The sequence below is a fragment of the Microcoleus sp. Pol14D4 genome (assembly GCF_036701245.1).
Taxonomy (GTDB): domain Bacteria; phylum Cyanobacteriota; class Cyanobacteriia; order Cyanobacteriales; family Microcoleaceae; genus Microcoleus.
Genome location: NZ_JAUBQM010000012.1, coordinates 66,254 through 93,058, shown reverse-complemented (window position 1 = coordinate 93,058; position 26,805 = coordinate 66,254). Strand labels below are relative to the sequence as shown.

Here is a 26,805-nt window from a genome sequence, read left to right as displayed (position 1 = left end):
GCAAGCGTGTAACAACTCTGCTGCCTATCTTTTTTTACCACAAGTTGGCTCAATCCTTACTAACTATGGGTTTGGGGTGGGTCGTCACCCCCCCAGGTGAAAAGGCCGATCGACCCTCAAGTCACTTATGCGATCGAGTTGCCCTCTAAAATGGGTTTACGTGCAATGAATCCTGCATGAGCTTTTGGCAACTTGTACTCACCATAACTGCGTATGATTTGAACTTGAAAACCTACGCGATCGAGTGCTTCAGCAATATCTTTTGCCTTGTACAACCGCAAACAGTGTATTTCCTCATCTCGCCTGTAGGTTTCCCCTACTTTACGAAGAGTAATGATGCGGCGAATTAAGGTTTCATTCTCTTGATTTTCTTCCTTCTCAACCAGAACTATCCAATCTTTTCCTTCCGTGAATCCTTTGGTTGTGTTTCCTGCTACAATCTGTCCGGGTTCTGCAATGTCAAAGATGAAAACACCGCCCTCGGTTAAGGCGTGATAAATGCGACGGAAAAATTGCACCAGGTTTTGGCGATCGTTGTCTGCATCAAACAGATAATTCAAACATTCGCCGATCGATGTGACAGCATTACACCGTGGGATATCTGTTTTAAACAGCGACTCAACTCGAAACTCGCCATCAGGCACTCTGTTTCGGGCAATTGCAATCAAAAACTCAGAAATATCAACTCCCAGAACACGATAACCAGCCTTTCTGAATTCTAGTGCGGATAATCCGCTGCCACAACCCAAGTCCACGACTAAACCTTCTTGTAGCTTGTTTTGGGCCAAGATATTCAATATACCAGGAGCAGATTTGAGAGCATAATCGCTATGCCCAACATCATGAATATATGCGAGGTCTTCCTTATACCACTGTGTCATATCGTTTCCGGTTTCACCGGAATGATTGTTGACTGTTGACTGTTGACTGTTGACTGTGAGTCAAAAAACTGAATGATAGTTGAGTATTGACTGTTAATTCGATTTTACAATTCCGATGCTAGCGGCGTTGATATCATGACTTCGTTCCAGCAGACTACCTCACAAATTTAGTTGCGATCGCACTTTGATTCCTGCTTGACAGACTCAGCCAACCGCTTCGCGTCCCGCCGATGAACATAAATCGAACTGCATTTTGCTTCGACCCATCGATCTTATTCCATCCGTTACATCCCGTACATTGCTCGTTGCCGAACTTCCTTCTGCTATACAAAAAAATCCCCCGCCAGAAGGCAGGGGATTTCATTTAATTACCTAGAAACCAGAGTTCAGAGTTATCCGAATTTCCCGGCTGTCGAGGCAATTACAAAGGCCGCGTAAGTGAGGACGTTGCCCACAGTAAAGTGAACTAAGCCAACCAAACGACCTTGGACGATCGACAAAGCAACAGGCTTGTCTTTCCAGCGAACCAAGTTAGCCAAAGGAGTGCGCTCGTGAGCCCAAACCAAAGTCTCGATCAACTCTTGCCAGTAACCTCTCCAAGAGATCAGGAACATGAAACCAGTTGCCCAAACGAGGTGTCCGAATAAGAACATCCAAGCCCAGACTGACAAGTTGTTAGTACCATACGGGTTGTAACCGTTGATCAACTGAGAAGAATACAGCCAGAGGTAATCGCGGAACCAGCCCATCAGGTAGGTAGAAGACTCATTGAACTGAGCCACGTTACCTTGCCAGATGCCCAGGTGCTTCCAGTGCCAGTAGAACGTTACCCAAGCTAGGGTGTTCAACATCCAGAATACAGACAGGTACATCGCGTCCCAAGCAGAGATATCGCAAGTACCGCCACGGCCGGGGCCGTCGCAAGGGAAAGCATAACCGAAGTCTTTTTTGTCCGGCATCAGCTTAGAACCGCGTGCATCCAGAGCGCCCTTGACCAAGATCAAGGTGGTGGTGTGCAAGCCTAGTGCGATCGCGTGGTGAACCAAGAAATCGCCAGGTCCGATCGCCAAGAACAGAGAATTAGTACCGCTGTTAATCGCATCCAACCAGCCTGGGAGCCATACGTTGCCGTAGTTTGGCCAAGCGGTAGAAGCAATGCTGTCGGGGTTAGACAACAGCACATCCATGCCGTAGAGAGCTTTTCCGTGAGCAGCTTGGATGAACTGTGCGAACACTGGTTCAATCAAGATTTGCTTTTCAGGAGTTCCGAAAGCAACTACAACATCATTGTGAACGTACAAGCCGAGAGTGTGGAAGCCCAAGAACAGCGACACCCAGCTCAAGTGAGAGATAATCGCTTCTTTATGCTGCAACACGCGATCGAGCACGTTGCCTTTGTTTGCTTCAGGATCGTAGTCCCGCACCAAGAAGATAGCTCCGTGGGCGAAAGCGCCGACCATGATGAATCCAGCAATGTACTGGTGGTGGGTGTAAAGCGCAGCCTGAGTCGTGAAGTCCTTACCTATAAAAGCGTAGGGAGGCATCGCGTACATATGCTGTGCTACCAGGGAGGTAATCACGCCCAAAGCAGCGAGGTGAAATGCCAGTTGGAAGTGCAGCGAGTTGTTGTAGGTTTCGTACAAGCCTTGGTGAGGCAAGTTGAACTGCCCTTCACTCTTGCCGCCGACCAAACCAGCCTTAGAATCCAACATCTCTTTGATGCTGTGACCGATACCGAAGTTAGTCCGGTACATATGACCGGCAACGATAAACAGAACTGCGATCGCCAAGTGGTGGTGAGCGATGTCTGTCAGCCACAGGGATTCTGTTTGAGGGTGGAAGCCACCCAAGAAAGTCAGAATTGCGGTTCCAGCGCCTTCGGAAGTACCGAAGACATGGCTCGCTGCATCTGGGTTCTCGGCGTATACGCCCCAGTTACCAGTGAAGAACGGAGCCAAACCTGCCGGGTGAGGCGGGGTAGACAAGAAGTTGTCCCAACCTACGTGCTGTCCGCGAGATTCGGGGATAGCAACGTGAACCATGTGACCAGTCCAAGCCAAAGAGCTGACACCGAACAAACCAGCCAAGTGGTGGTTGAGGCGAGATTCAGCATTTTTGAACCAAGACAAGCTGGGGCGGTACTTGGGCTGGAGGTGCAACCAACCTGCGAACAGGAAGACAGCCGCCAGTAGTAGCAAGAAGATAGCTCCTTGATACAGGTCGGCGTTTGTCCGAATCCCTTGGGTGAACCACCAATGGTAGACACCAGAGTAAGAGATATCCACCGGGTTAGAAGCGCCCCCTTGAGTGAAAGCTTCTACAGCAGGAGCGCCGAATTGCGGGTCCCAAATCGCGTGAGCGATCGGGCGGACGTTTAGGGGGTCTTTAATCCACTGTTCAAAGTTACCTTGCCATGCTACGTGGAACAGGCTGCCCGAGGTCCACAAGAAAATGATTGCTAGGTGGCCGAAGTGAGAAGCAAAAATCTTTTGGTAAAGATTTTCTTCGGTCATGCCATCGTGGCTTTCAAAGTCGTGTGCTGTGGCAATCCCGTACCAGATCCGCCGTGTGGTCGGGTCTTGGGCAAGGTCTTGGCTAAATTTTGGAAATTTCGTTGCCATAAGCCTTGATTAATCCTGAATCCTGAACAAAATTGAAGGGATTCGGTTCGGAGTTTGGATTCTCGATTTGAGATTCCTCCCAAATCGAGAATCCAAAACCTAGGGGTAGTTTACCCTACCGAAATGATTCGCGCTAGGAAAAATGCCCACGTAGTGACAATTCCTCCTAGGAGGTAGTGAGCTACACCCACAGCCCGACCCTGAATAATGCTCAGAGCGCGAGGCTGAATCGACGGAGCTACCTTGAGCTTGTTGTGAGCCCAAACAATCGACTCAATCAGTTCTTGCCAGTAGCCACGGCCGCTGAACAGGAACATCAAGCTGAAGGCGAAGACGAAGTGTCCAGCTAGGAACATCAGACCGTAGGCCGACAGTGCCGAACCGTAGGACTGAATCACCTGAGAAGCTTGCGCCCAGAGGAAGTCCCGCAGCCAGCCGTTAATCGTGAGCGCACTTTGTGCGAAGTTGCCGCCGGTAATGTGAGAAATTGTGCCGTCTGGCGATACTGTTCCCCACACGTCCGACTGCATTTTCCAGCTAAAGTGGAAAATCACGATCGAGATGCAGTTGTACATCCAGAACAAGCCTAGGAACACGTGGTCCCAACCAGAAACTTGGCAGGTACCGCCCCGGCCAGGGCCGTCGCAAGGGAACCGGAAGCCCAAGTTGCCTTTGTCAGGAACCAAGCGAGAACTGCGTGCAAACAACACGCCCTTCAAAAGAATCAGGACTGTAACGTGAATAGTGAAAGCGTGGATGTGGTGGATCATGAAATCCGCCGTACCCAACTCGATCGGCATCATCGCTACTTTGCCGGCGACTACTACTGCACCGCCGCCAAAAGCGTGGCTAACGATTTCCGTAGCATTAGGCGCTGTTGTACCCGGAGCCAAAGCGTGGATGTTTTGCACCCACTGGGCAAATATCGGACGCAACTGAATCCCGGTATCCGAGAACAAATCTTGAGGACGACCGAAAGCTCGCATCGTGTCGTTGTGAACGTACAGACCGAAGCTGTGGAAGCCCAAGAATATACAAACCCAGTTCAGGTGGGAAATGATCGCATCCCGATGCCGGATCACGCGATCCAACAAGTTGTTGACATTTCCAGCGGGATCGTAATCCCGAACCATGAAGATTGCTCCGTGAGCGGCTGCTCCAACAATCAGGAATCCGCCAATCCACATGTGGTGGGTGAACAGGGATAGCTGAGTTGGGTAGTCGGTCGCGATGTACGGATACGGAGGCATCGCATACATGTGGTGGGCGACGATGATGCTCAGAGAGCCCATCAGTGCCAAGTTAATCGACAGTTGCGCGTGCCAAGAATTAGTCAGAATTTCGTAGAGACCTTTGTGACCTTCACCAGTGAAGGGGCCTTTGTGGTTCTCTAGGATTTCTTTCATGCTGTGGCCGATGCCCCAGTTCGTCCGGTACATATGACCAGCGACGATGAATAGCACTGCCAAAGCTAAGTGGTGGTGTGTTGTATCAGTCAGCCACAAACCGCCTGTGGTGGGGTTCAGACCGCCTTTGAAGGTCAGGAAGTCTGTGTATGCGCCCCAGTTGAGGGTGAAGAAGGGGGTTAAACCTTTAGCGAAACTCGGGTAGATGTCAGCCATCAAGCCCGGTGTCAAAATCCACTCGTGCGGCAGGGGGATGTCGGCAACTGTTTTAATCAGCTTGCCGCCGACTGTCAGCGGTGCACCTGCATCGATCGCGTCCATGCAAGCGTTGATTGGCAGCGACACGTGAATTTGCTGTCCCGCGTAGCCCAAGCAGCCGCAGCCCAACAACACAGCCAAGTGGTGGTTCATCATCGATTCCACGTTCTGGAACCATTCCAGTTTCGGAGCGCGGACGTGATAGTGGAACCAACCGGCAAATAGCATCAGAGCTGCCATTACCAGGGCGCCGATCGCAGTGCAATATAGCTGGTATGAGTTAGTGATGCCGTTGGCGCGCCACCACTGGAATAGACCAGAGGTGATCTGAATTCCGTGAAAGCCGCCGCCTACATCTGCATTTAAAATTTCTTGACCAAAAATCGGCCAGACCACTTGAGCGCTGGGCTTGATGGCTGTAGGATTTGTCAGCCAAGCTTCGTAATTGGAAAATTTAGCGCCGTGGAAATATGCGCCACTGATCCACACGAAGATTACTGCCAAGTGGCCGAAGTGAGCGCTAAAGATTTTGCGCGAAACGTCTTCTAAGTCACTTGTATGACTGTCAAAGTCGTGAGCGTTAGCGTGGAGGTTCCAAATCCAAGTGGTGGTTTTTGGCCCCTTAGCTAGAGTGCGATCGAAATGACCGGGTTTTGACCACTTCTCGAAAGAAGTTGGAACCGGATTCTTATCGACTACTACCCTAGCTTTTACCTCTCGCTCTGGAGGACTAATGGTCATGAAGACTCTCCTCTCGGTAAGACAAGGAACGAGAACTGAATACTGTACCGGACACTCCCCGCGCTTGATTAGGCGGGGATTCTCGAAAAAGCCGACACTGCACTACACTTTACTCTTTGCAGAGCTAGACGCAGGTGCATCGTCTCCCCAAGCATTTTGCTTCTTTGAAGAAGCCAGTTTCCCAGTGTCGCTAACAATGTGACTGGGTACTGCCAACTCTTCTCGCTATCTGGAGCCACCGATCGCGTCCTTGATTCAGACTTGATACGGCTGCTCCTTTTGAGGGAGTTTTATGAATTATAAGCTTGCTAGAGAAGTATTAATCGCTTGTTAACAATACTTAAAAAAGGTTCAATTCTTGATGTAATAACGCCTTTAAATTCCACAGTCCCTCAAAAAAGTCAAGGGGTACTGCCATTAACTTTACAAAACTCAAAGATAAAGTAATTTAGGAATACTCATTTGTAGATATATGTTTTGGAAAACATCTGCGCGAATTAATAGTCGGAGAGGATGGGTTGCCCGCTGCTGCCTCAATCCTGCCTCCTAGGAGCCTTTGGAATTCATGAGCGGCAATTCCCCAATACTAAATTCATTTTTGGGCTATAGTTCCCTATGAGAAGGCTTCTAGGAGTATGGTTGCGTGATTGGGATCAATTGGCACAGAACGGTTGCAGGCAGGCTGCTGGCATTGTTCGCAGTAGCAGTATTAATTTTGGGTTTAGCAAGTTGTGGCGCGGGCCATTCCGAATTGCCCAAATCAGGGAACAAGAGCGGCTCAGCTACCGCCCAGGTAAACAAAATCTCAGAGGTTTCTCCCCCAGAAGCCATTCAACAACTGCGTCAGGCTCTAGAAATCTACCAGCCTCAAATTAGTATTTTGAATCCAAAACCTGACGAAGTGCTTCAGGATATAAATGTGTCTGTTCAGTTCCAAGTGAAGGACTTGCCCATTTTCAAAGATGCAAACTTGGGTTTGGGCCCCCATCTGCAAGTTTTATTAGACAACCAACCTTATGCAGCAGTTTACGACATCAACCAACCTTTAACGCTCTCCGACTTAGAACCCGGAACCCATACCCTGCAGGTGTTCGCCGCTCGCCCTTGGGAAGAAAGCTTTAAAAACGAAGGTGCCGCTGCTCAAACCACCTTTCACGTTTTTACCAAAACAGACGACAATAATCCCGATCGAACATTACCCTTATTAACGTACAACAGCCCCCAAGGCAGCTATGGGGCAGAACCCATCCTGCTGGACTTTTACTTGACAAATGCCCCCCCCCACGAAGTGGCGCAAGAAAATTCCCAAGATGAAATACTCGATTGGAAAATTCGAGCCACAGTCAACGGCCAAAGCTTTGCGATCGACCAGTGGCAACCTATATATCTTAAAGGATTCAAACCAGGGAAAAACTGGGTACAGCTAGAATTAATTGACGAAGGGGGAAAAATTGTCAAAAACGCCTTTAATAATACAGTCAGACTGATAAATTTCCAACCGCTCGGTCAAGATCCTCTTTCAAAATTAGTACGGGGCGAACTAACAGCAGCAGAAACTCGCGGTATAGTCGATCGCACCTATCAAGCCCCCGAACCCAAACCAACCCCAACCCCGGAACCGACACCGACACCTGCAGTAGAAAAAACACCAGTTGTCCCACCCTCACCAGCGGTTCCAGAAACCCCTGTTACCCAACCGAGCTTAGAGCCAACAGTCGCTCCCGAAGTTGCTCCGATTCAAGTAATAGAACCGACACCGACAGCAACCCCCCAACTCGAAGGGCCGAAAAGTCTAGAACCAGTTCAAGTAATAGAACCGACACCGACAGCAACTCCACAGTTAGAAACCCCGAAAGTTGTTGCACCCGTTCAAATCATAGAACCCACCCCAACAGCATCTCCCCAAACAAAAAAACAGGAGTATAAAGGATACTACAATCGATTCCGCAACTTCTTGCATCAAGAACCCCAACCTGCTAATCCTTCAGAGCCACCAACCCTGCCAGAAATAATAGAAAAAGCTCCTGTACCAAAAGTAATCGCTCCTGCGATACCAGAAAAGTCTCCCAATCTAGTACCGCCAACGCCACCAGTTGCCGCTGAAACTCTTAGCCAGCCAACCAGTGACGAATTATCCACTCCTGAAACAACAGTTTCCGAACCCGAAAATCCCCCCAAATCAGAACAAAAAGTCGAATTTGCCACCTAACAAAAACTGGCGTTGCTTAATCAAGGTATGAAAAAAATAAGTTGAAAATCCCCAAGCTTTGTCGATACTGGTTTCTATGACTGGCATATTTAACCTTTCATACCGTAAATCAGCAACGCCCAAAAACTTTCTGGTCTTCGTGGCATGAGCGTTCCGCCCGTGCTCCATCTGCGGTCAAAAATCAAAAATCAGGACAATCGAAAATGACCTATCTCGAAACTGCCGCCAAATTCTACAGCGATGTTGCCGAAACACCCCAAATCGGACTTTGCTGCGTCCAAAGCAGCCCCTTGCAATTGCCAGGATTAAAAATTCCCGAACAAATGCAAGAAATGAATTATGGCTGTGGCACAACCGTTCACGCCGCCGAACTTGTAGGCAATCCCTTCGTGCTTTATGTAGGCGTCGGCGGCGGCTTGGAAGCACTACAATTTGCATATTTTTCTAGACACAAAGGAGCGGTTATTGCCGTCGATCCGGTTCCAGCAATGCGAGATGCGGCTGCACGAAACTTACAAATTGCCGCCCACGAAAATGATTGGTTTGATGCTAGTTTTGTGGAAATTTGTGAAGGCGATGCTTTTTCGTTGCCGGTGCCGGATGCTTCTGTAGATGTTGTCGCCCAAAACTGCTTGTTTAATATTTTTGAACCTGCGGATTTAGCTAAAGCATTAAAAGAGACTTATCGGGTGTTAAAACCGGGCGGCCGATTGTTGATGAGCGATCCAATCGCAACTCGGCCAATTCCGCAGCATTTGAAGGAAGACCAACGCTTGCGGGCTTTGTGTTTGTCCGGTGCTCTGACATACGAAGAATACGTTCAACACCTTGTGGACGTTGGTTTTGGCCAAGTCGAAGTGCGGGCGCGCCGTCCTTACCGATTGCTGGACAAATACAATTATCAATTGGATGTCGATTTGCTGTTAGAAAGCCTGGATTCGGTGTCTTTCAAAGTGGATGTACCGGATGACGGAGCTTGCATTTTCACTGGCAAGACGGCGATTTATACGGGGATGGAAGAGTTATTTGATGACGGGGCGGGTCACGTTTTGCAGCGGGGAGTTCCAGCCGCGGTGTGCGATAAAACTGCTGGCAAGTTGGGGGGATTGATGCCCGATAAGGTGTTAATTACTGATTCGACTTGGCATTATAATGGCGGCGGTTGCTGTTAGGAGAAAAAACGGCGGCTTAAACTGCGCCTAGACAAACGAAGGAAGTCTGCCTGCGCGGACTCTTGAGAACCGGCGCAGGCGGGTTTTTTGTGTTTAGTCGCGATTTCCAATCGCCCATAGATTTGGGAAGAATCAAGAGTTGCATAAGGTCTGTTACCAAGCTATAAGCTGAAGTTGAGGCGCGACTGATTCCCTGCAATACTGCCTGATTAGCGCTTGGGCATTTTCCCTGTTTTGTCCCGTGTATAAATTGTAAACTACTTCCTCATTTTGAGAGGATAGATATAACAGACCACACTCTTTTACCCGCGAATAAATTAAGGGAACTTTGGCAAACTCAAGTAAAGTAGCTTTTTTGCGATCGCGCTCTCTCGCTTCTGCGTTATCGTGGTATTGAGACTGAAACTCTACTACTAGGCAAGGATTGTAGTTCAAGTCTGTGATTAGAGCATCCACAGCACAGGCGCTAAATAAAAACTTTTTTAGTTCCCCGTCAAGGTTGCTGACTTGTTCGCAAACTTGGGATAAGCTAACCTGTGTATTAATTTTATAGTTGTTGTCTACACAGGTATGAAGAAACTCAAGCATTCTTTCTTCGTAAGGGTTGACCAGTCTTTTGGCTTTGACAGACATTATTTTGCCTCCATGATAATTTTTGCAAAGTGACCCAGGAACTCTTCTATAACTTCACTTGAACTGATAGAAACCTGCCATGCGTAGGGAAAAAGTTTATCTTCGCTGAATATGACGTAGCTGTCCCTATTACTTAAGGTTTCAATGGGAAACTTTTCATTTTTTTTTAGGGGAATTTTGAGAATTGTGCGTTTACAGGATGCAAAAGAAACATTGATTTTTTCTGGTAGGGCAGAATAGTCTGTTAGTTGTTCTCTAATTTCATTTATATAAAAAGTCCCCCTTATTTTCCCTTCTATTAGGGTAGTAAATCGCGGATCGATTGAATTTAAAAAAAGGTCTTTTTTACTGGGTAAAACCCAGACTGAGCCTGCTCTAAGTTCAGGTTCTACTTCTACCAATGTCCAATACTTGAAGCTGAGTATATGTTCGTCTAAGATATCTTGAGGAATCGAAATAAACAAACTATCCTTTCGCTCTTGAAAAACAACTTGATAACGTTTATCCCCTTTCCCTGGCTTCTTAACTCTGTATCCTATATATTGAGATGTTCGCTTCTCCTCAAACTTGTCATAGAAGCCCATTTGCTTGAGTAAAATTGCAGCCGAAGACATTAAATCTTCGCCACCTTCAATCACTTGAATATTGGTTGAAATCAGGCGGGGTACGCCGTCTTCTACCTCAAAACGCTGGATGACATCGTAGATAATTTTAGACATTGGCTGGTTCCTAAAAACCTTGACTAAGATTCATAGACATAGCTTAAACGGCCCAGCAAGGGATGTCAAGCATCTTGGCTAAGATTTTTAGATGTTAATTACAGAGTAATTTTTTGAGTATTTATACTCAACAAGGACAGTGAGGCTCGATCGCATCCCTCGCCCCCCTCTTTTGCCACAGCCATCTTGGCTGTCTCCAAAAGCCCAGGTTTAACCCGCTTTTTCCCCATGTCGCTAAACTTCCCGCTAAATTAAAGAAGTAAAAAAATCATTCACATCCTACCCAGGAGATGCCATGCCCCGCGTCAGAGCACCAGAATTCCCCGGAAACTACCCCTGGCTGAACACCGAAAAACCTTTATCCATTGAATCCTTAAAAGGGCGCGTTGTCCTCCTCGACTTCTGGACGTACTGCTGCATCAACTGCTTGCACGTCCTGCCAGACTTAAAATACCTCGAACAAAAATATAAAGATTCCCTCACGGTTATCGGTGTTCACTCGGCTAAATTTGAAAACGAAAAAGAAGTAGAAAACATCCGCCAAGCTATCCTCCGCTACGATATCGAACATCCTGTAATCGTTGACAGCGGCATGAAAGTTTGGCAAAGCTACGCGGTTCGCGCTTGGCCGACTTTAATGGTGATCGATCCTGAAAGTTATGTCGTTGGCTTTGTTTCGGGTGAAGGGAATAGAGAAGCACTTGACGAGTTAGTTGGCAAGTTAATTGCTGAATACAAAGATAAAAATGCACTTAACTTTAAACAACTCAGTTTTCGCTTAGAAAAACAGCGCAAACCTGTATCAACACCGCTGGCTTTTCCCGGTAAAGTGCTGGCATTTGCGATCGCAGCCACGGAGGCCAAACATCTTCACCAACAGGTTGCGCTTTTGGGCGAAATGAGTCAGGAAAATGAATCTGTAGATGAAACTGTATTGCCGGGGCCTGCTAATTCAGTCATACAAAACTTAGTCGGTTCTTGCTTATTTATTGCCGATTCCGGCCACAATAGGATTGTTGTCAGCACCCTCGAAGGTGAGGTGCTGCACGTCATCGGTAGCGGCAAACCGGGTTTAACTGATGGGGACTTTGAAGAGGCTGAGTTTTTTGCACCTCAAGGTATGGCTTTTGATGCGGAAAGTCAAATTCTATATGTTGCTGATACGGAAAATCATGCTCTCAGAAAGATTGATTTTACGACTCAACGGGTAGAAACTGTTGCTGGTACGGGCGAACAAAGTCACGAAATTTCACCCCGCAGCGGCAAGGGTTTAGAAACGCAATTGAATTCGCCTTGGGATTTAGAAAGAGTTGGAAATAGACTTTTTATTGCAATGGCGGGTTCCCACCAAATTTGGGAAATGCAGTTAGACACTGGCACGATCGGCACTTATGCGGGTATTGGCAGAGAATCCTGTGTGGACGGGAATCTTGCAGAATCTGCTTTTTCTCAGCCCAGCGGCCTCGCTACGGATCGATCGGAGTTGTTTGTTGCTGACAGCGAAATTAGTTCGATTCGCGCTGTGGGTATAGATGAAGACCCGAAGGTTCGCACTGTTTGCGGTAGCGGTGAATTGTTTGGTTTTGGGGATAAAGATGGTCGCGGTGATGAGGTCAGGTTGCAGCACTGTTTGGGTGTTGAATACGCTCAAAATTACCTCTGGGTGGCTGATACTTACAATCACAAAATTAAGCGGATCGACCACCGGGGCGGTACGTGCAGAACCATGATTGGAGATGGTACAGCAGGTTTGGTTGATGCTAAAGGTCTCAGGGCTCGATTTTTTGAACCTTCAGGGTTGAGTGCGATTGGGCCTCATTTGTTTGTTGCTGATACGAACAATCATGTAATTCGACGAGTTGAGTTGGATACGCTGGAAGTCACAACTTTGGATTTCCCCAGTTTGTGCGCTCCGGATGTTTGTCTTCCTGATTAAGCCGATCGACTTTTTTGACTTCAGGCACAGGTCTCAATTCTCCTGATTGCCAGATTGATTGTGGTAAAGTAAGGTGCTCTTCGGCGCACCTTACCACAATTTGCAAGCCAAGTAAGTTACCCGAATTATTCGCGGTGAGTGCTGTACCTCACCCGCAATTCACTTCGGGATGCAGAACCTTTATATTTAGGGTGTACTGCCCAAAAACACCTAACCGATATAAGTAGAACGCCAAACCACTTTTTGCGTCCAGGAGTGAATTACTAAATGTTGTTAATTCCAGGGCTACTAAAACCGCGATCGCCAGTAGTAAATAATCGCAAAAATCCTCGACCCGATCTAAAATTCCGAATAGCTCAGCAGCCGCACTATTTTTTCATCATCGTTCAATTCCCCGACAATTCGTCGCACCGGTTTCGGCCAGATTTTAATCAAAGTAGGAGTTGCTGAAATCTGATCTGCCTCAGCTTGGTCTGGATGTTTCAAAACATCAATTACTTTTAAAGTGTAGGGACGATCGAGGCATTTCTCTAAAAACTGGTGTAAAGTTTCCAGGGTGCGTTCAGTGCTGGGGTTGCTGCCGGAAACAAACAGACGCAAAACGTACCCTTGAGTTTGTGGCGGTGGGGTGAGTGCTGTTGGTTTGGGCAGCCGAGCCTGCTGCGATGGCGGAAGGTCCAAGGGAGTTACGATCGAACTGCTCCAGCCCGATCGAGCTTCGGGGCTGGCATACTGTACAACTAAGTCGTGATTTTCCCAAAGTTCGGGGAATTGTTCGTGATAAGTAGCAATCGCCATCGGTTCGCACATTTCTTCGCTCCGGGGATGCCACACTAAGTCGCCAGTCCCAAAAATGGCGTTCAGCAGCGTTTGATGTCGCAGCACGGGGGGGTAAGCCTCGGCCGCAACCCGCACCTGCCTATCGCCTGGATCGAGCCAGGAGTCAACGGTTGCCGTGTAGCAAGGTATCAGAAAATGCGGCGGTTCCGACAAACCGAGGATCTCCTGTAGAGCTACGCACAACTGCAAATGCCACCGAGTTTGCTTGCGGGGGTCTATGCAATAGATTAAGTCTCCCCCTGGTGTAAACAGCGCAATGCCTTTGAAAAATTCTGGCAAAATAGGGCGATCGACTTTCAATTCAGTACACCAATAAAAGTTAACAGTTAACAGTTAACTTTTAACTGCTAACTGTTAACACTCGACCTTTAGACTCGACCTCGGAGCATCTGAGCCATTTCGTTCGGGAACGGCGAGTTCTCTACGCAAAGTTCTTCAGTAATCCGACCTTCTTGATAAAGGCCGTAGAGCGACTTATTCATCGTCGTCATGCCTTCATAAGTATCTTTGATCATGATTTGATTGATTTCCTCATTCTGGCCCTTCAGAATGTATTCCTTAACCACGTCGGTATTGATCAAAACGTCGTGGAAAGCAGCCCGCTTCCCGTCTGTGGTTTTGCACAGCAGTTGAGCAATAATCGCCACTAGGGATTCGGAAATGGAAACCCGTATCGCTTCCTGTTCTTCGGGCCCGAACATATCCAGAATCCGGTTCAGCGTTTTAATAGCGCTGTTGGTGTGCAGGGTTCCTGCAACTAAGTGGCCGGTCTGAGAGGCTTTGAGGGCGATTTCCACCGTCTCTCTGTCCCGAATTTCTCCTACTAGCATCATGTCGGGGTCTTGCCGCAGAGCGCCTTTGAGAGCGTTCATAAACTTGAGGGTGTGCCTGCCGACTTCCCGGTGCTTGATCAAGGATTTTTTGCTTTCGTGTACGAATTCAACCGGGTCTTCGATCGTGATGATGTTGTAGGCTTTATTCTTATTGATGTAGTCGATCATCGCAGCCAAGGTGGTAGACTTACCCGAACCTGTCGGGCCAGTCACCAAAATCAGCCCTTTGTGGTAGCCGCATATTTTCTTAAAGACCTCCGGCAGCTTCAATTCCTCCAGTGTCATTATTTTGGAAGGAATTAGCCGCAGCACCATTGCCGGGCCGGCCAAGGAGTCCATGCAACTGATCCGAATCCGCACGAACCCGAAGTCGAAAGCGCCGTCAAAGTCTAGGGTTTTTTGGAAAATTTCAATTTCTTCATCGCTCATGCACTCGCGCAACCAGCCAAAAAACGTATCTAAATCCGTCGGTGGATAGCCGATGTCGGCAATCTCGCCCCGCGTGCGGAAGCGGGGCACTTCGTTTACTCCGAGGTGAAGGTCGGATACTCCTTCATCTTTGGCTCGGAGGACTAGCTCTTTCAAAGTCGGAGAGCCACCGCTGCTAGAACTCTGGCTTTTAGGTGTGGCGAAGGATTGCGGCGGCGGTGCTGGTGCTGGTGCTGGTGCTGGTGGCGGTGCGGGCGGCATTCCTGCTGCTCTGGGGGGCATCCCTGGAGCTGGAGGGCGGGGCATTCCTGGCGGTGGGGGGGCTCCGGGTACGGGCGGGCGAGGAGCTGGCGGATGCTGTTGTGTCATATGCGCTACCTTAAGTTGGTGAGAAGGCTGACTCGAACAGATGATTTGTGGGAGTTGAACAATGCCGATCGCCATTGTGCGCGTCTTGCACAAAAGCTTAACTGTTGTTCTCAGTCTATCCCAAGAGGGGGTCGTAGTGCTGCACTACTAAGGAAATATTCTGCCAATTGGAGGATGCCATCCCGATCGATATATGATCGAATATGGATTTTTGACTTTTTTGGATAAATTTTTTAAGGAAAAGAGTTTGCCGCAACTCAACAGTATTAAATTATACTTTGCCCAGCAATTAAGGAGTTAAACGGATGAATTCTGTCGATCGGGCTTTTACTCCAGCTCTGGAGTTGGCGGAGTCGATCCGCACCCTGGAAGTGTCGCCTTTAGAAATTGTCAATCTCTACTTGGAACGCATTGAGCGATTAAATCCCGAGCTGGGCAGTTATTTTACTGTAACGGCCGAACGGGCGATCGCCCTAGCTAAATCTCAAACCGAAAAACTAGCTGGGTTAAACAAGCCACAGGAATTGCCACCTTTTTTCGGAGTGCCGATCGCCATTAAAGACTTGACACCCGTTACCGGCGTTCCCTGTACCTACGGCACTCAGGCTTTGCTGGGTAACATCTCTGCCTACGACGAGTCAGTAGTCTGGCGGATCAAAGCAGCGGGATTTAACATTCTGGGCAAAACAGCCACCTCTCAAATTGGCTCATTACCTTACACCGAACCAGAAGGTTTCCCGCCCGCCCGCAATCCCTGGAATTTAGACTATACGCCCGGAGGTTCCAGCGGTGGCTCAGCGGCCGCTGTAGCAGCGGGTTTGTGCGCGATCGCCCAAGGTTCAGACGGCGGCGGTTCGATTCGAGGCCCAGCTTCCTGCTGCGGTTTAGTGGGCATTAAACCGTCGCGGGGGCGAGTTTCCTGGGCACCTGTCGGAGATTACCTCAGCGGCATTTCTGCAAACGGCCCACTGGCGCGCACTGTAGCTGACGCCGCCGCACTTTTGGACGTGATGTCAGGCTACACAACAGGCGATCCGTACTGGCTACCAGATTCAAATCCGACGTTTTTAGAGGCTTCCCGTCAAAAGGCGGACAAACTGCGAATTGCGTTTTCTACGACTATTTCCCCTGTGGGCGAGGCTGCGGATATCTGTCAGGAAGCCGTACTCGAAACAGTAAAATTATTGACAGATTTGGGCCACAATGTCGAACCTGGATGCCCGGATTTTACGGGTTTAATCGAACCATTTATCGCAATTTGGCAGTCTGGGGCGGCGGCAAGCGGCATTCCAGGCCCTGCTTTGGAACCGATGAATCGCTGGCTGTTAGAAAAAACTATTTCGGCTGGGGAATATTTGCGGGCGGTGAATCAAATGCAGGTTATTTCACGGCGGATTGTGGGATTCTTTGAAAAATTTGATGTGTTAGTTTTGCCGACTTATATGCACTCGCCAATCCGGGTTGGAGAGTGGGCTGATTTGAGTTTTGAAGAAACTTTGCAGCGGATTATTAATTGGGTAGCTCCTTGTCCGCCGTTTAATGCTAGCGGTTTGCCTGCGATCGCACTTCCTGCCATTTTAGATAACAACGGTTTGCCCGTCGGAATTCAAATTATCGGGAGGCCGGCGGCGGAAGCAACTTTAATTGCTTTAGCGGCGCAGATGGAAGCGGCGAAACCTTTCCCGGTTTTAGATTTTAAATAGGGAAGAGCAAGAAATAAAAGCACGTTTCCCTTTTTTATGGGTATGCCAAATCAGGACTTGTGCGCGGCGAACAAGAAATCCGGTTTTTGGCATAAATTTCTATTGACAGTTGACTGTTTGACATTTGAACAATACCGATACAACGGGAAACGAGAGGATTGAGAAAGGGGACAAATTTCAGGTTGACTTCTTGTAAAGAAATATCAAATACTTTTTAACTTACTTGACTTTTTTGAGAAAGAGGGTAACATTTAGTGAAATTAATTTTCGGTGGCGGGTGTATCTAAAAAAATAGCTTATGTTTAACACACCAGGACTGTTTGAAGAAAATCAGATTCCTCGAAATCTTGCGGGTGTTTCAGCGGAAATACCAGACTTATTTGGCAGTAAGTTCGATCGCTTAAATCAGATCGGTACAATTGCCGTAGGCCATACCAATATTTTATTTGATACCAGCTACGATTTGACTCAAAAACCAGATTTGACGGCTGCTGCGACTGGTAGTGCGATCCTCTACGAGGGCTTCGCTAACGACCTTTTTGGGCCATCCACCGACAGCGGTCTCCAATCGTCAGGAGGCGATAATCTTAAAGTTGATAGTAGTGTAAAATCCCACACCGCTGTCTCTACTCAACTTCAGACAGACGAACTGACAGGGATGGATTTTGCTGTTGGCGATCGTGGTGGCGGGCCAGAACTCACCCTATCGCAAACTTCTTCCCTATTTCCTGATGAAAACTGGGCTTTCAATTTTAAAGATTACACCATCGAGCACCAAGGTTTAAACACCCTAAATCTCAAAGTAGGTTACGGATTAAAACCGGGAATCACCCAGAACGAATATCCCGACTTTGTGCCCATTTACCAAAGTATTGATAACTTCCTAGTTAACTACCCGAACGAAACAGATTTTTGGGAAATTGTTAACAAAAATTTGACGGAAAAGGTGCTTAATGAAAATCCGGTACTGACAGATGTTACGATTCAACTTGAAGTTTTGCCAACGGAGATATTGCCCTACGATCGCGCCAGTACAGTGTTCCGCAGTCAATCGGGCAAAATCACAGAAGATTGGAATTTTTCAGTCAAAGACTACGCCATCAATCACCAAGGATTGAACAAGCTCAATCTAGATATAGATTACCAGTACAAGCCGGAAATCGCTCCCAATGAATATCCTGATTTTGTGCCAATCTACAAGAGTATTGATAACTTTTTAACCACATATCCGAACGAAACAGATTTTTGGGAAGTTGTCAATAAAAACTTGACTCAAAATATCCTCAACGAAAATCCTGCCTTGGCGGCAATTAAGATAGATTTCAACGTTTTGCCAAGCCAAAATGTGCCCTACAACCAAACCAGCAAAGTTACTCGCACTCAACCCAGCAATCCTCAAGGAACTTTCCTAGTTGGCAATAGCAGGGGAAATAATGTACTTCGGTTTGACGGCAATACCGGCAATTTTATAGGCGAATTTATTCCACCGGGAAGCGGCGGTTTGTCCAATCCAGATACGATCGTTTTTGGGCCAGATGGCAATGGCGATGATAAATCGGACATTTATGTTAGTAGCGGCGATAAGCCCGGGAATTCGGGAGAACCAACAGCATCGGCGGTATTGCGGTATGACGGAATTACTGGCGCATTTATAGACAAGTTTGTCGGCGATAATCCGAACACGGCGGTCGATGAAACTGGCGGATTGTTTCGCCCTTACGGTTTAGCTTTTGGCCCTGACGGTAATTTTTATGTCAGCAGTTTTTTGAGCGACCAAATTCTTCGATATAACGGCAAAACAGGACAGTTTATTGATGTATTTGCTTCGGGAAATCAGCAAGCAGGAGGATTGAATGGCCCGAACGGTTTACTGTTTGCGCCTGACGGCAATTTGTATGTGACAACGGAGGGGAGTGTTGCGAGCAACGGTCAAGCTGATTTTAGCGCAAGTTTTCCCAGTCAGGTGCTGCGTTACAACCCCGAAACCCGGCAGTCAAGTATCTTTGCTTCGCCCGATCCTTCGCCTCGGGGTCAGGGATTTGCAAGTCTTTTGGGAATGGCAATCGGGCCCGCTGACGGCGACCTTTATGTCAGCGATTTTGCTAACGATATCAGGCGCTACAATTTAAAAAGTGGGGAATTGGTCAAGGTTTTATCTACCAATTATACTGATACTTCGCCCAGTAGCAATTATGTAGGTAGTTTGGCCTTTTCGCCGATCGGCAATTTGTTTGTAGTGGGCTTTGACAACCGTGCTAATGCTAACGGTGCCGGCGCTGTTTTGCGGTACAATGGCAAAACTGACGAACCGCTGCCAATATCAGGAAATCCTGGGTCGAGTAACAGTTCTATTTTTGTCCCTCCCGACAGTAAGCTACAGCGTCCAATAGGAATTACTTTCTTTCCGTCCGATGCTCAACTGACCCAGAAATGGAATTTTACATTGGCAAATTACCCAATTAATCATCAAGGGTTAAACAACCTGAATATTGATGTAAATTATAAGTACAAAGATGGGATTCAAAATTATCAGTATCCTGATTTTGTGCCGATTTACAAGAGTATTGACAATTTTTTAGTCAACTACCCCAACGAAACAGATTTTTGGGAAATTGTTAACAAAAATGTGACCGAAAAAGTGCTTGCTGACAATCCGGCAATTTCGTCTGTGACAGTGAATTTGAACGTTTTACCGACCAACCAATTGCCTTACGATCGCAGCAGTACCGTTACTCGAACTCAAGATGGTAAATTAGGCGAAGCGTGGGATTTCAAGATTCCTAATTACTCGATCGATCACCAGGGTTTGAATAACCTCAACATAGATGTCAAATATCAGTACAAACCAGGAATTACGCAGGATGAGTATCCAGACTTTGTGCCGATTTACAAAAGCATCGACAGTTTCTTGACTAATTATCCCAATGAAACGGATTTCTGGGAAATTCTTAATAAGAGTTTGACGCAAAAGCTGCTAGCCGAAAATCCTGCTTTGGATTCGTTGCAAATGAATTTGGAGGTTGTGCCGACTAACAGATTACCTTACGAGCGAGCTAGTATTGTGTCGATCGCTTAGCCTATCATTGAAAATTAGATGGAAAAATCTTGACAAGAAATACATACTTAGCTACCGTAAGGGTAAGGTTAAGTACGTTGCGTAGAAACTGAGTTGTTTCTCGTCCAAGACTAACCCATTTAAATTGTCTTTTGTGGTGAAAAACCCGGTATAATTCAGAAACCCGGTTTCTTAATTATACCGAGTTTGCCAAGCTCCATCTTGGGATATATGTCTGTGTCTCCCTGCATTTGATACCTAAATAGTGGTGGACGCAAATAGGATCGCAAACCAGGTTTCGACGTTAACGTCGATCGCTGACAACCTGTTATTTTGAATTTTAACCGGGTTTTTGTGCCTCCAGGACTGAAAAAGATAGTTTTTTATCGGAGTTCGTGATGCACCCAATTTATAGTCATCAAACCCATGTTTTCCCTATAAACCTAGTTGCTACCGCCCAGTCTTACTTATTACCAATTAGGCTGTAATTTATTGAGAATACCTCTTTAGATTGATAGATATTTTGATTATTTTAATTTAAATATAATAGCAGTTCGCTGCCAATATTTAGGGTGAAATTTATGTTAACTTCCGGGCCGATTACCGCTCCCGTTCCCGTTTTTCTAGTTCTTTTAGCAATCATGCTACTCGCGCCACTGTTATTTGAGCGCTTGCGACTACCGGGAATAGTCGGTTTAATTATTGCTGGGGTAATTGTCGGGCCCAACGGTCTAAATTTGCTGCAACGAGACGCTACTATTGTTTTGTTAGGTACTGTAGGATTGCTGTTTTTGATGTTCCTAGCGGGACTGGAAACTAGCCTCGACGACCTCAAACTCAATGCGGACAAAGCTGTCATATTTGGGCTGGCTACTTTTTCGCTACCGATGATATTGGGGACAGGAGCGATGCTGCTGTTGGGATATAGCTGGCTGGCTGCAATTTTAGTCGCTTCTTGTTTTGCTACGCACACCCTTTTAGCGCTGCCAATTCTCACCAAATTGGGATTGATGCGAACTCAGACTATTACTACGACTTTGGGCGGGACTTTAATTACGAATGTGTTGGGCCTGTTGGTGCTGGCAATTGTTGTCAAAGCTTTCAAAGGAAATCTCACTCTCGAATTCTGGCTGTTTCTAATTCCATCTCTTGCTATCTACACTTTTGGTACTTTGTGGGGAGTTCCCAAAATCGGTCGCTGGTTCTTTAAGAAATTCGGTCACGACGAAAATGCCGAATTTATATTTGTATTGGCTACCCTATTTCTAGTTTCTTACGCAGCAGAACTAATTGAAATTGAGGCAATTATTGGTGCGTTTTTATCTGGAATTGCCATTACTCAAATTATTCCCAAAATGAGTCCCTTGATGAATCGGATTGAGTTTATTGGCAATACGCTGTTTGTGCCGTTTTTTCTGATTTCTGTGGGGATGTTAATTGACCCGTTAATTTTGGTAAAGCAGCCGCAGTCTTTGTTGGTGGCTGCGGTGATGATTTTAGCAGAGGTGGCGAGCAAGTTTTTGGCAGCTTGGCTACCGGGGAAATTATTTGGTTTTGAGTTTCCCAACATTATGGTAATGTTCGGTCTTTCTGTGGCTCAAGCTGCTTCTACTTTGGCTGCGATTACGGTTGCTTTTGACATTAAATTGGTCGATCGCGTAACGGTGAACGGCATCATTGCCATGATTTTAGTAACTTGTGTGGCTTCTCCTTGGATTGTATCTCGGTGGGGTCAAGAAATGCAGCAGCCGGGGTCGAGTTTGCCGGCTGCTACTTCGGGAAAGCATTCCTGGGGAGACCGAGTTTTAGTGCCTGTTGCTAATCCGAATACGGAAGATAATTTGCTGCGTTTGGCTTTGATTTTAGCCAAAAAATCTCACGGAACTTTGCTACCGCTGCATATTTTGTCCGATCGCGGCGAAGCAATTTCACCCGCAGATAAAATGCAGCAAACTCAACTTTTGACGGCTGCGGAAACTGTGGCCCATGCGGCTGCTTGTGCGGTTGAACCGATCGCGAGGATAGATGATGCGATCGATCGCGGAATTCTGCGGAGTGCAACCGAACGCGAGGCTAGTTTAATAGTTTGCGGTTGGAAGGGATTTTCCACAACTCGCGACAATTTTTTTGGCAGCATCATTGACAATGTGGTAAGGCGATCGCCAGTACCCGTACTGATTGCTCGATTTCCCGATCCTCTCCAAAATACAGCCCGAATTATTTTGGCGGTAACTGACAGCGAGTTGACTCGCTTTGGATTTCAGGAAACCGTGGGTATTGCTAAGAGTTTAGCCGAGGAACTCAAGGCGAGTTTGCAAGTGTTGTTGGTGGCGACAAAACGGGAACAAAGCAACAAAAGTGCGGCGGAGGTGGAAATTCTTTCTGAGATACCAGTAAATCGGGTGCGGGGAAATTTTATCAAGCTAGTTTCGCAGAATTTGTTAGAACACGATTTGCTGATTTTAACAACAATTTCTCAGCAACAGAATTTGTGGGAACAACCGGGAACTCTCAAAGAACCGGAAGCGCTCGCCCGGACTCACCAAAATATTTCCATGCTTGTTGTTTATTTTCCTGTATCTTGAGGAAGATTTTAACCGCAGATTACGTTATGAATCTGCATTCATCTGCAGTTAATATTTTAGGACTAAAGCCAACTGGCTAATTAAACAAAGGTATGTAGTTGCGCTCGACTCGCTCTTTCCTAATCTAAGAGCGGACAAGCGCAACTACATACCTAAAATTTAAGCCCTATTTGTGACAATTGTGTAAGTCTTATATTTAATCCTAATCCAACGGAATTGCTATAAAAATTTCCGCACCTTTGCGCGGTTCGGAAATACACTAGCTCGCTCTTTTCACTCGCGAAGTTTGTATTTTTTGGGCTGTCGATTAAAAAATCATTCAACTCCTCATCATTAGCACCCGCACAAGAAGTGCACTTAGGTACGGAATGTGCGATCGGCAAGTAAATATGCGTAGAGGCCTTGACGATCGCACCCCGATGCAGGCAATTTCTCGGCATCTAGGACAATTTCTCAGTATCTGGGAGAATTTTGAGAATATGGTGATATACCCCTCTAGTTCAATAAGGTCAAAATGAGCATCAGACCAAATTTCAGATGGTTTTCTTCGGTGGCGAGTGTTTTGGGTTCGATTTCGATCGGCACTTTCAGCGACGCGACATCCTCTGTAAAAGCGGCAGAAACGGTTGTTATCCGCAAAGGTATTTTAGAATCGTCAATATCGGTTGCGGATTTGCGCGAACTCTCAGAAACAGGAAAAGTCCCCGCCAAACTGCAAGCATACGCCAATCTCCTGTCTGAGGAACAGCGAAGTAAAATTTTTCGGGCGCTGCAAGCGAAAATTCCCCTAAATGTAGTCGGCCTGAGCAACTTGCTAAATACGGGCATCGGCACTGGCATCCTGACGGATTTGACTACAGTGATACCCAGGCGCGACGGTGGGGGTGTGGAAGCGCTGCGAGCCGCTCTGGTGCAGGGAGCAAAGGCACCGGAAGGCTTATCGATATTGAGTTTCATTGAATCTTATCCGAGCTCGCGGGTGGTGGTGGATCTCGATCGAGCTTTCGCAGTTTTGGGAAATATGAACGTAAGTTTTTGGCAAACTCAGCGCTTTATGGCGGCGATCTCACCTCAGTTAGCACCGGTTAAACCCCTGTTTAACCTGCCTTTCGATCCAAGCCAACCCGGCCCTAATTCGGTGCAGGTACGGGCGCTAGATTTGAACGATAGCGCCCGCAATCGACCTATTCCAGTTGATGTGTATTGGTCGGAAGCTGCAACAGCCGACAAACCGACGATTGTCTTTTCTCACGGGTTGGGTTCCGTCCGCACGGATTTGCGCTACTTAGCCGAGCATTTGGCGTCTCACGGCTATGTAGTAGCAGCTTTAGAACATCCAGGCAGCAACGAGACGAATACCAATGCTGCGATGGCGGGGAAGTGTCCCTTGCTAGCTCCTCAAGAGTTTTTAGACCGTCCCAAAGACATCAGTTTTGTACTCGACGAACTGACAAAATTGAACCAAACTGATGATAACTTGCAGGGGAAAATCGCGATCGATCCATCGGTAATAATTGGCTATTCTTTCGGGGGCGCTACAGCCTTGTCCGTGGCCGGCGCCGAACTGCAATTGAGTGGACTCAAACAGCGGTGTCAGGGAGATTTGATTGGGTTCAGCTTAGGCGAAGGCATTCAGTGCGCGGCGGCCGGATTGCCCGAAGAACGGTATCAATTGCGAGATGGCAGGATTAAAAGGGCGATCGCCATGAATCCGATCGCATCCTTATTATTTGGAGAAACGGGCTTAAGTAAAATTAAGATTCCCACATTAATAGTAGCATCTTCTGCCGACAAAACCACTCCCGCCTTAGCAGAACAAATTGCCGGATTCCCAAAGATTCCATCTCCCAAATGGCTAGTCGGTTTTGTAGGAGGAACCCACTTAAGCGTCAAAGATCCGAGTACAACTTTAAACCAAGTTCGCAGACCTAGCACAGTAATTACCGGAGATGAAGTTGTCGGCGACCAAGCTGCTAGCATACGCAATTATATAAAAGCTGTAAGTTTAGCTACCGCCGCTCAACTAACTGCTGAAGCTGACAAATATGCAGTTTTTCTAACGCCCGAATACGCGCAATTTGCTTCTACAAATGCAATCCCGGTGCGGCTGGTAACAGAAATTACTCCCGAAATTAATGCAGTAGTGCAAACTTTTATTCAAGGGAATAAGTAGTCATTAGTCATTAAGTAAGCTGTTACGCATTTAAATTGAAAATTCGGGACAGGCTAGAAGCCCGTCCCACAAGAGTTTTATTGATTTTTGACACACAGTTTAAATGTAAAACAGCTTAGGTAAGCGCAAAAAAACCATAATATCTGGTACAGTTCTCGACCCACAACCTAATTATGTAGGGTGTAGTAGGCGCACCTTACCGCTATTAGTCCTTAGCTAATAATCGGATGTCCACTAGAAACACCTCTAATAAAGGTGTTTCTAGTGGTAGTTCGAGGGGACATCATATTGCGACTAGCAGTTTTTCCTTGTGTAGGCGGCGCCCCTTAGCCCCCAGGGGTGTATTTTCTTCTTAAGCTGTCTCTGATATATTTTGCCCGTGCAAGGGCAAAATATAACAAAGCGCTTTCACAAACTCTACTCCCAAACTGCCATGCTTAAAAAAAATCTTATCCCGCTGTTGCTGCTGTTTATAGCCCTGTTTACCGTTTACGGTGACACTTTAACTTTTCTTCCCAAACCTGTAAGAGATACTAGCGTAGCAAGCCGAAAGTTCTTCGTCGGGTTGTGGCCGAATTGGTTGAGGCCGAGAGATTTCAACGAGAAAAGGCAAGAGGATATTGATAAATTGCAAAAAAGTCCTAGTCCCAGTCGATAGTTTTGATCTACCAGCGAGAAACCCGGTTTCTCTAATAATACTTAGCCATTTTCTTGTAGGTTGGGTTAAGCGAAGCACAACCAAACATGACGATTTGAGATTGTAGATTTTAGATTTTTCCTGCAATCTCAAATCGATTAAACTTGAGATTTTAGATTTTCCTCAAAGCAGTAAGGTGTGCAATGCACACCCTACAGATAGAGGTTATGCCTCCAGGACTGTTTTAGACTGGTCTTCCCATCTAAAATCTAAAATCTAAAATCTAAAATTGATTAGGCGTGCTTTTTCAACCAGCTAAACATAGCTCGCAAATCTTTACCAACTTCTTCAATAGGATGTTCTGCTTCCTGACGGCGCATGGAGGTAAAACCCGGTTTGCCGGCTTGGTTTTCCAGAACGAATTCGCGGGCAAATTGACCGGATTGAATTTCGCTGAGAATTTTACGCATTTCGGCGCGGGTTTGATCCGTGACGATGCGGGGACCGCGAGTTAAATCGCCGTATTCTGCGGTATTGGAGATGCTGTCGCGCATTTTGGCGAGGCCTCCTTCTACTACTAAGTCAACGATAAGTTTAACTTCGTGCAAACATTCAAAATAAGCTAATTCCGGTTGGTATCCGGCGTCAACTAAAGTTTCAAATCCAGCTTTAATTAAGGCGCTCAAACCGCCGCACAAAACTACTTGTTCGCCAAAAAGATCCGTTTCTGTTTCTTCGCGGAAAGTGGTTTCCAGGATGCCGGCTCTGGTGCCGCCGATACCTTTAGCATAAGCCATTGCCCGATCGCGCGCTTGACCGGAAGCATCTTGATATACTGCAAACAAACTCGGAACACCTTCCCCTTGTTCGTAAGTCCGCCGCACCAAGTGTCCTGGGCCTTTGGGGGCAACCATTACTACGTCTACATTGGCAGGGGGAACAACTTGGCCGAAGTGAATGTTAAAACCGTGAGCAAATGCTAAAACATTTCCTTCAGAAAGGTTCGGTTCGATTTGTTCTTTGTAAATAGTTTTTTGAACTTCATCGGGCAATAAAATCATGATGAAGTCAGCAGCAGCGGCTGCTTTGTCTACCGGGTGCACTGTTAAACCCGCGTCGGTTGCTTTGGCGGCAGATTTGCTACCGGGATACAAACCGACAACGACATTCATGCCGCTGTCTTTGAGGTTGAGGGCGTGGGCGTGTCCTTGGGAACCGTAGCCGATGATAGCAATCGTTTTGTTGGCTAAGAGGTCTAGGTTCGCGTCGGTGTCGTAATACATACGGGCCATAGTGGTTGTCTCCTGAGATGCAAATTGGGTGATTGACTGCAAAAGTCTGATTTTATCAAAGTGGGGTGCTTTTTTTGCAGAAATTTTTTCAATTAAGATTTGGGCGAGGGAAAATAAAGGACGATCGCCCTGAATTTCGCAGGGTTTCTCGCAGAGTCTGCGATCGTCAAATATAATTGTCAATAGCGTGCTGTGCATTTGGAAAACCTCACATCTTGCACCATTCTCAAGAACAGGCTTTCCGGCCTGTTCCACAAAGAGTGAATTTTGTTGTGGAACAGGCCGGAAAGCCTGTTCCTAAAAAGCTTATTGA

Annotated in this window: 16 protein-coding genes; 8 read left to right on the top strand and 8 right to left on the bottom strand. The window is 46.9% G+C overall.

Features of this window, described 5'->3' with window-relative positions; all coding sequences use genetic code 11:
• Positions 1-125 precede the first annotated feature (125 nt).
• From QUA33_RS07695 to psaA, 3 genes are all read right to left on the bottom strand, one after another.
• Entirely contained in the window at positions 126-881 is a 756-nt protein-coding gene (locus QUA33_RS07695; protein WP_333147801.1) for a class I SAM-dependent methyltransferase, read from the bottom strand.
• 392 nt (positions 882-1,273) lie between these two features.
• Positions 1,274-3,502: a photosystem I core protein PsaB gene (psaB, locus tag QUA33_RS07690; protein WP_333037061.1), complete on the bottom strand. Its 2,229-nt coding sequence runs from the start codon at positions 3,500-3,502 to the stop codon at positions 1,274-1,276.
• A 110-nt stretch (positions 3,503-3,612) separates the two neighbouring features.
• On the bottom strand, positions 3,613-5,907 hold the full coding sequence (gene psaA / locus QUA33_RS07685) for a photosystem I core protein PsaA (RefSeq protein WP_333096751.1): 2,295 nt from the start codon (positions 5,905-5,907) through the stop codon (positions 3,613-3,615).
• On the opposite strand from psaA, the gene QUA33_RS07680 reads away from it, so the two are divergent.
• From QUA33_RS07680 to arsM, 3 genes are all read left to right on the top strand, one after another.
• Positions 5,906-6,109, top strand: coding sequence for a hypothetical protein (locus QUA33_RS07680; protein WP_333147799.1), 204 nt, complete (start codon positions 5,906-5,908; stop codon positions 6,107-6,109). The two genes, psaA and QUA33_RS07680, sit on opposite strands and share 2 nt — an antisense overlap.
• A gap of 441 nt (positions 6,110-6,550) precedes the next feature.
• A complete protein-coding gene (locus QUA33_RS07675) occupies positions 6,551-8,116 on the top strand; it encodes a hypothetical protein (protein ID WP_333147797.1) in 1,566 nt (521 codons plus the stop codon).
• A 203-nt stretch (positions 8,117-8,319) separates the two neighbouring features.
• Complete coding sequence (gene arsM, locus QUA33_RS07670; RefSeq protein WP_333096748.1) at positions 8,320-9,288, top strand: arsenosugar biosynthesis arsenite methyltransferase ArsM; 969 nt, start codon at positions 8,320-8,322, stop codon at positions 9,286-9,288.
• A 153-nt stretch (positions 9,289-9,441) separates the two neighbouring features.
• Here the strand turns inward: arsM and QUA33_RS07665 are convergent, their stop codons facing one another.
• Together QUA33_RS07665 and QUA33_RS07660 are read right to left on the bottom strand one after the other, a co-directional pair.
• Positions 9,442-9,921, bottom strand: coding sequence for a DUF2726 domain-containing protein (locus tag QUA33_RS07665; protein ID WP_333147796.1), 480 nt, complete (start codon positions 9,919-9,921; stop codon positions 9,442-9,444).
• Positions 9,921-10,640, bottom strand: coding sequence for a hypothetical protein (locus QUA33_RS07660; protein WP_333147794.1), 720 nt, complete (start codon positions 10,638-10,640; stop codon positions 9,921-9,923). Before QUA33_RS07660 ends, QUA33_RS07665 begins: the two co-directional genes overlap by 1 nt.
• A 295-nt stretch (positions 10,641-10,935) precedes the next feature.
• Between QUA33_RS07660 and QUA33_RS07655 the strand changes: the two genes are divergently transcribed.
• Positions 10,936-12,576 carry a thioredoxin-like domain-containing protein gene (locus tag QUA33_RS07655; RefSeq protein WP_333147792.1) on the top strand — a complete coding sequence of 547 codons (1,641 nt, stop codon included), beginning with the start codon at positions 10,936-10,938 and terminating at the stop codon, positions 12,574-12,576.
• Positions 12,577-12,915: 339 nt separating this feature from the next.
• Here the strand turns inward: QUA33_RS07655 and QUA33_RS07650 are convergent, their stop codons facing one another.
• Together QUA33_RS07650 and QUA33_RS07645 are read right to left on the bottom strand one after the other, a co-directional pair.
• Positions 12,916-13,716 (bottom strand): circadian clock KaiB family protein, encoded by an 801-nt coding sequence (locus tag QUA33_RS07650; RefSeq protein ID WP_333147789.1) that lies wholly within the window; start codon positions 13,714-13,716, stop codon positions 12,916-12,918.
• Positions 13,717-13,784: 68 nt separating this feature from the next.
• On the bottom strand, positions 13,785-15,047 hold the full coding sequence (locus QUA33_RS07645; RefSeq protein WP_333147804.1) for a type IV pilus twitching motility protein PilT: 1,263 nt from the start codon (positions 15,045-15,047) through the stop codon (positions 13,785-13,787).
• Between the two features lie 305 nt (positions 15,048-15,352).
• Between QUA33_RS07645 and QUA33_RS07640 the strand changes: the two genes are divergently transcribed.
• The 4 genes from QUA33_RS07640 to QUA33_RS07625 all read left to right on the top strand — a co-directional run bounded on the left by QUA33_RS07640 (position 15,353) and on the right by QUA33_RS07625 (position 24,563).
• Entirely contained in the window at positions 15,353-16,750 is a 1,398-nt protein-coding gene (locus QUA33_RS07640) for an amidase (RefSeq protein ID WP_333147787.1), read from the top strand.
• Positions 16,751-17,048: 298 nt separating this feature from the next.
• The gene (locus QUA33_RS07635; RefSeq protein ID WP_333147785.1) at positions 17,049-19,826 is read left to right on the top strand and encodes an NHL repeat-containing protein; all 2,778 of its coding nucleotides are present in this window, start codon (positions 17,049-17,051) and stop codon (positions 19,824-19,826) included.
• Positions 19,827-20,386: 560 nt separating this feature from the next.
• Positions 20,387-22,390, top strand: a complete 2,004-nt coding sequence (locus tag QUA33_RS07630) for a cation:proton antiporter domain-containing protein (protein WP_333147784.1) — start codon at positions 20,387-20,389, stop codon at positions 22,388-22,390.
• A gap of 514 nt (positions 22,391-22,904) precedes the next feature.
• Positions 22,905-24,563, top strand: a complete 1,659-nt coding sequence (locus QUA33_RS07625; protein ID WP_333147782.1) for an alpha/beta hydrolase — start codon at positions 22,905-22,907, stop codon at positions 24,561-24,563.
• Positions 24,564-25,493: 930 nt separating this feature from the next.
• On the opposite strand, the gene ilvC is transcribed toward QUA33_RS07625, so the two are convergent.
• Positions 25,494-26,690, bottom strand: coding sequence for a ketol-acid reductoisomerase (ilvC, locus tag QUA33_RS07620; RefSeq protein WP_333147780.1), 1,197 nt, complete (start codon positions 26,688-26,690; stop codon positions 25,494-25,496).
• Positions 26,691-26,805: the final 115 nt, after the last annotated feature.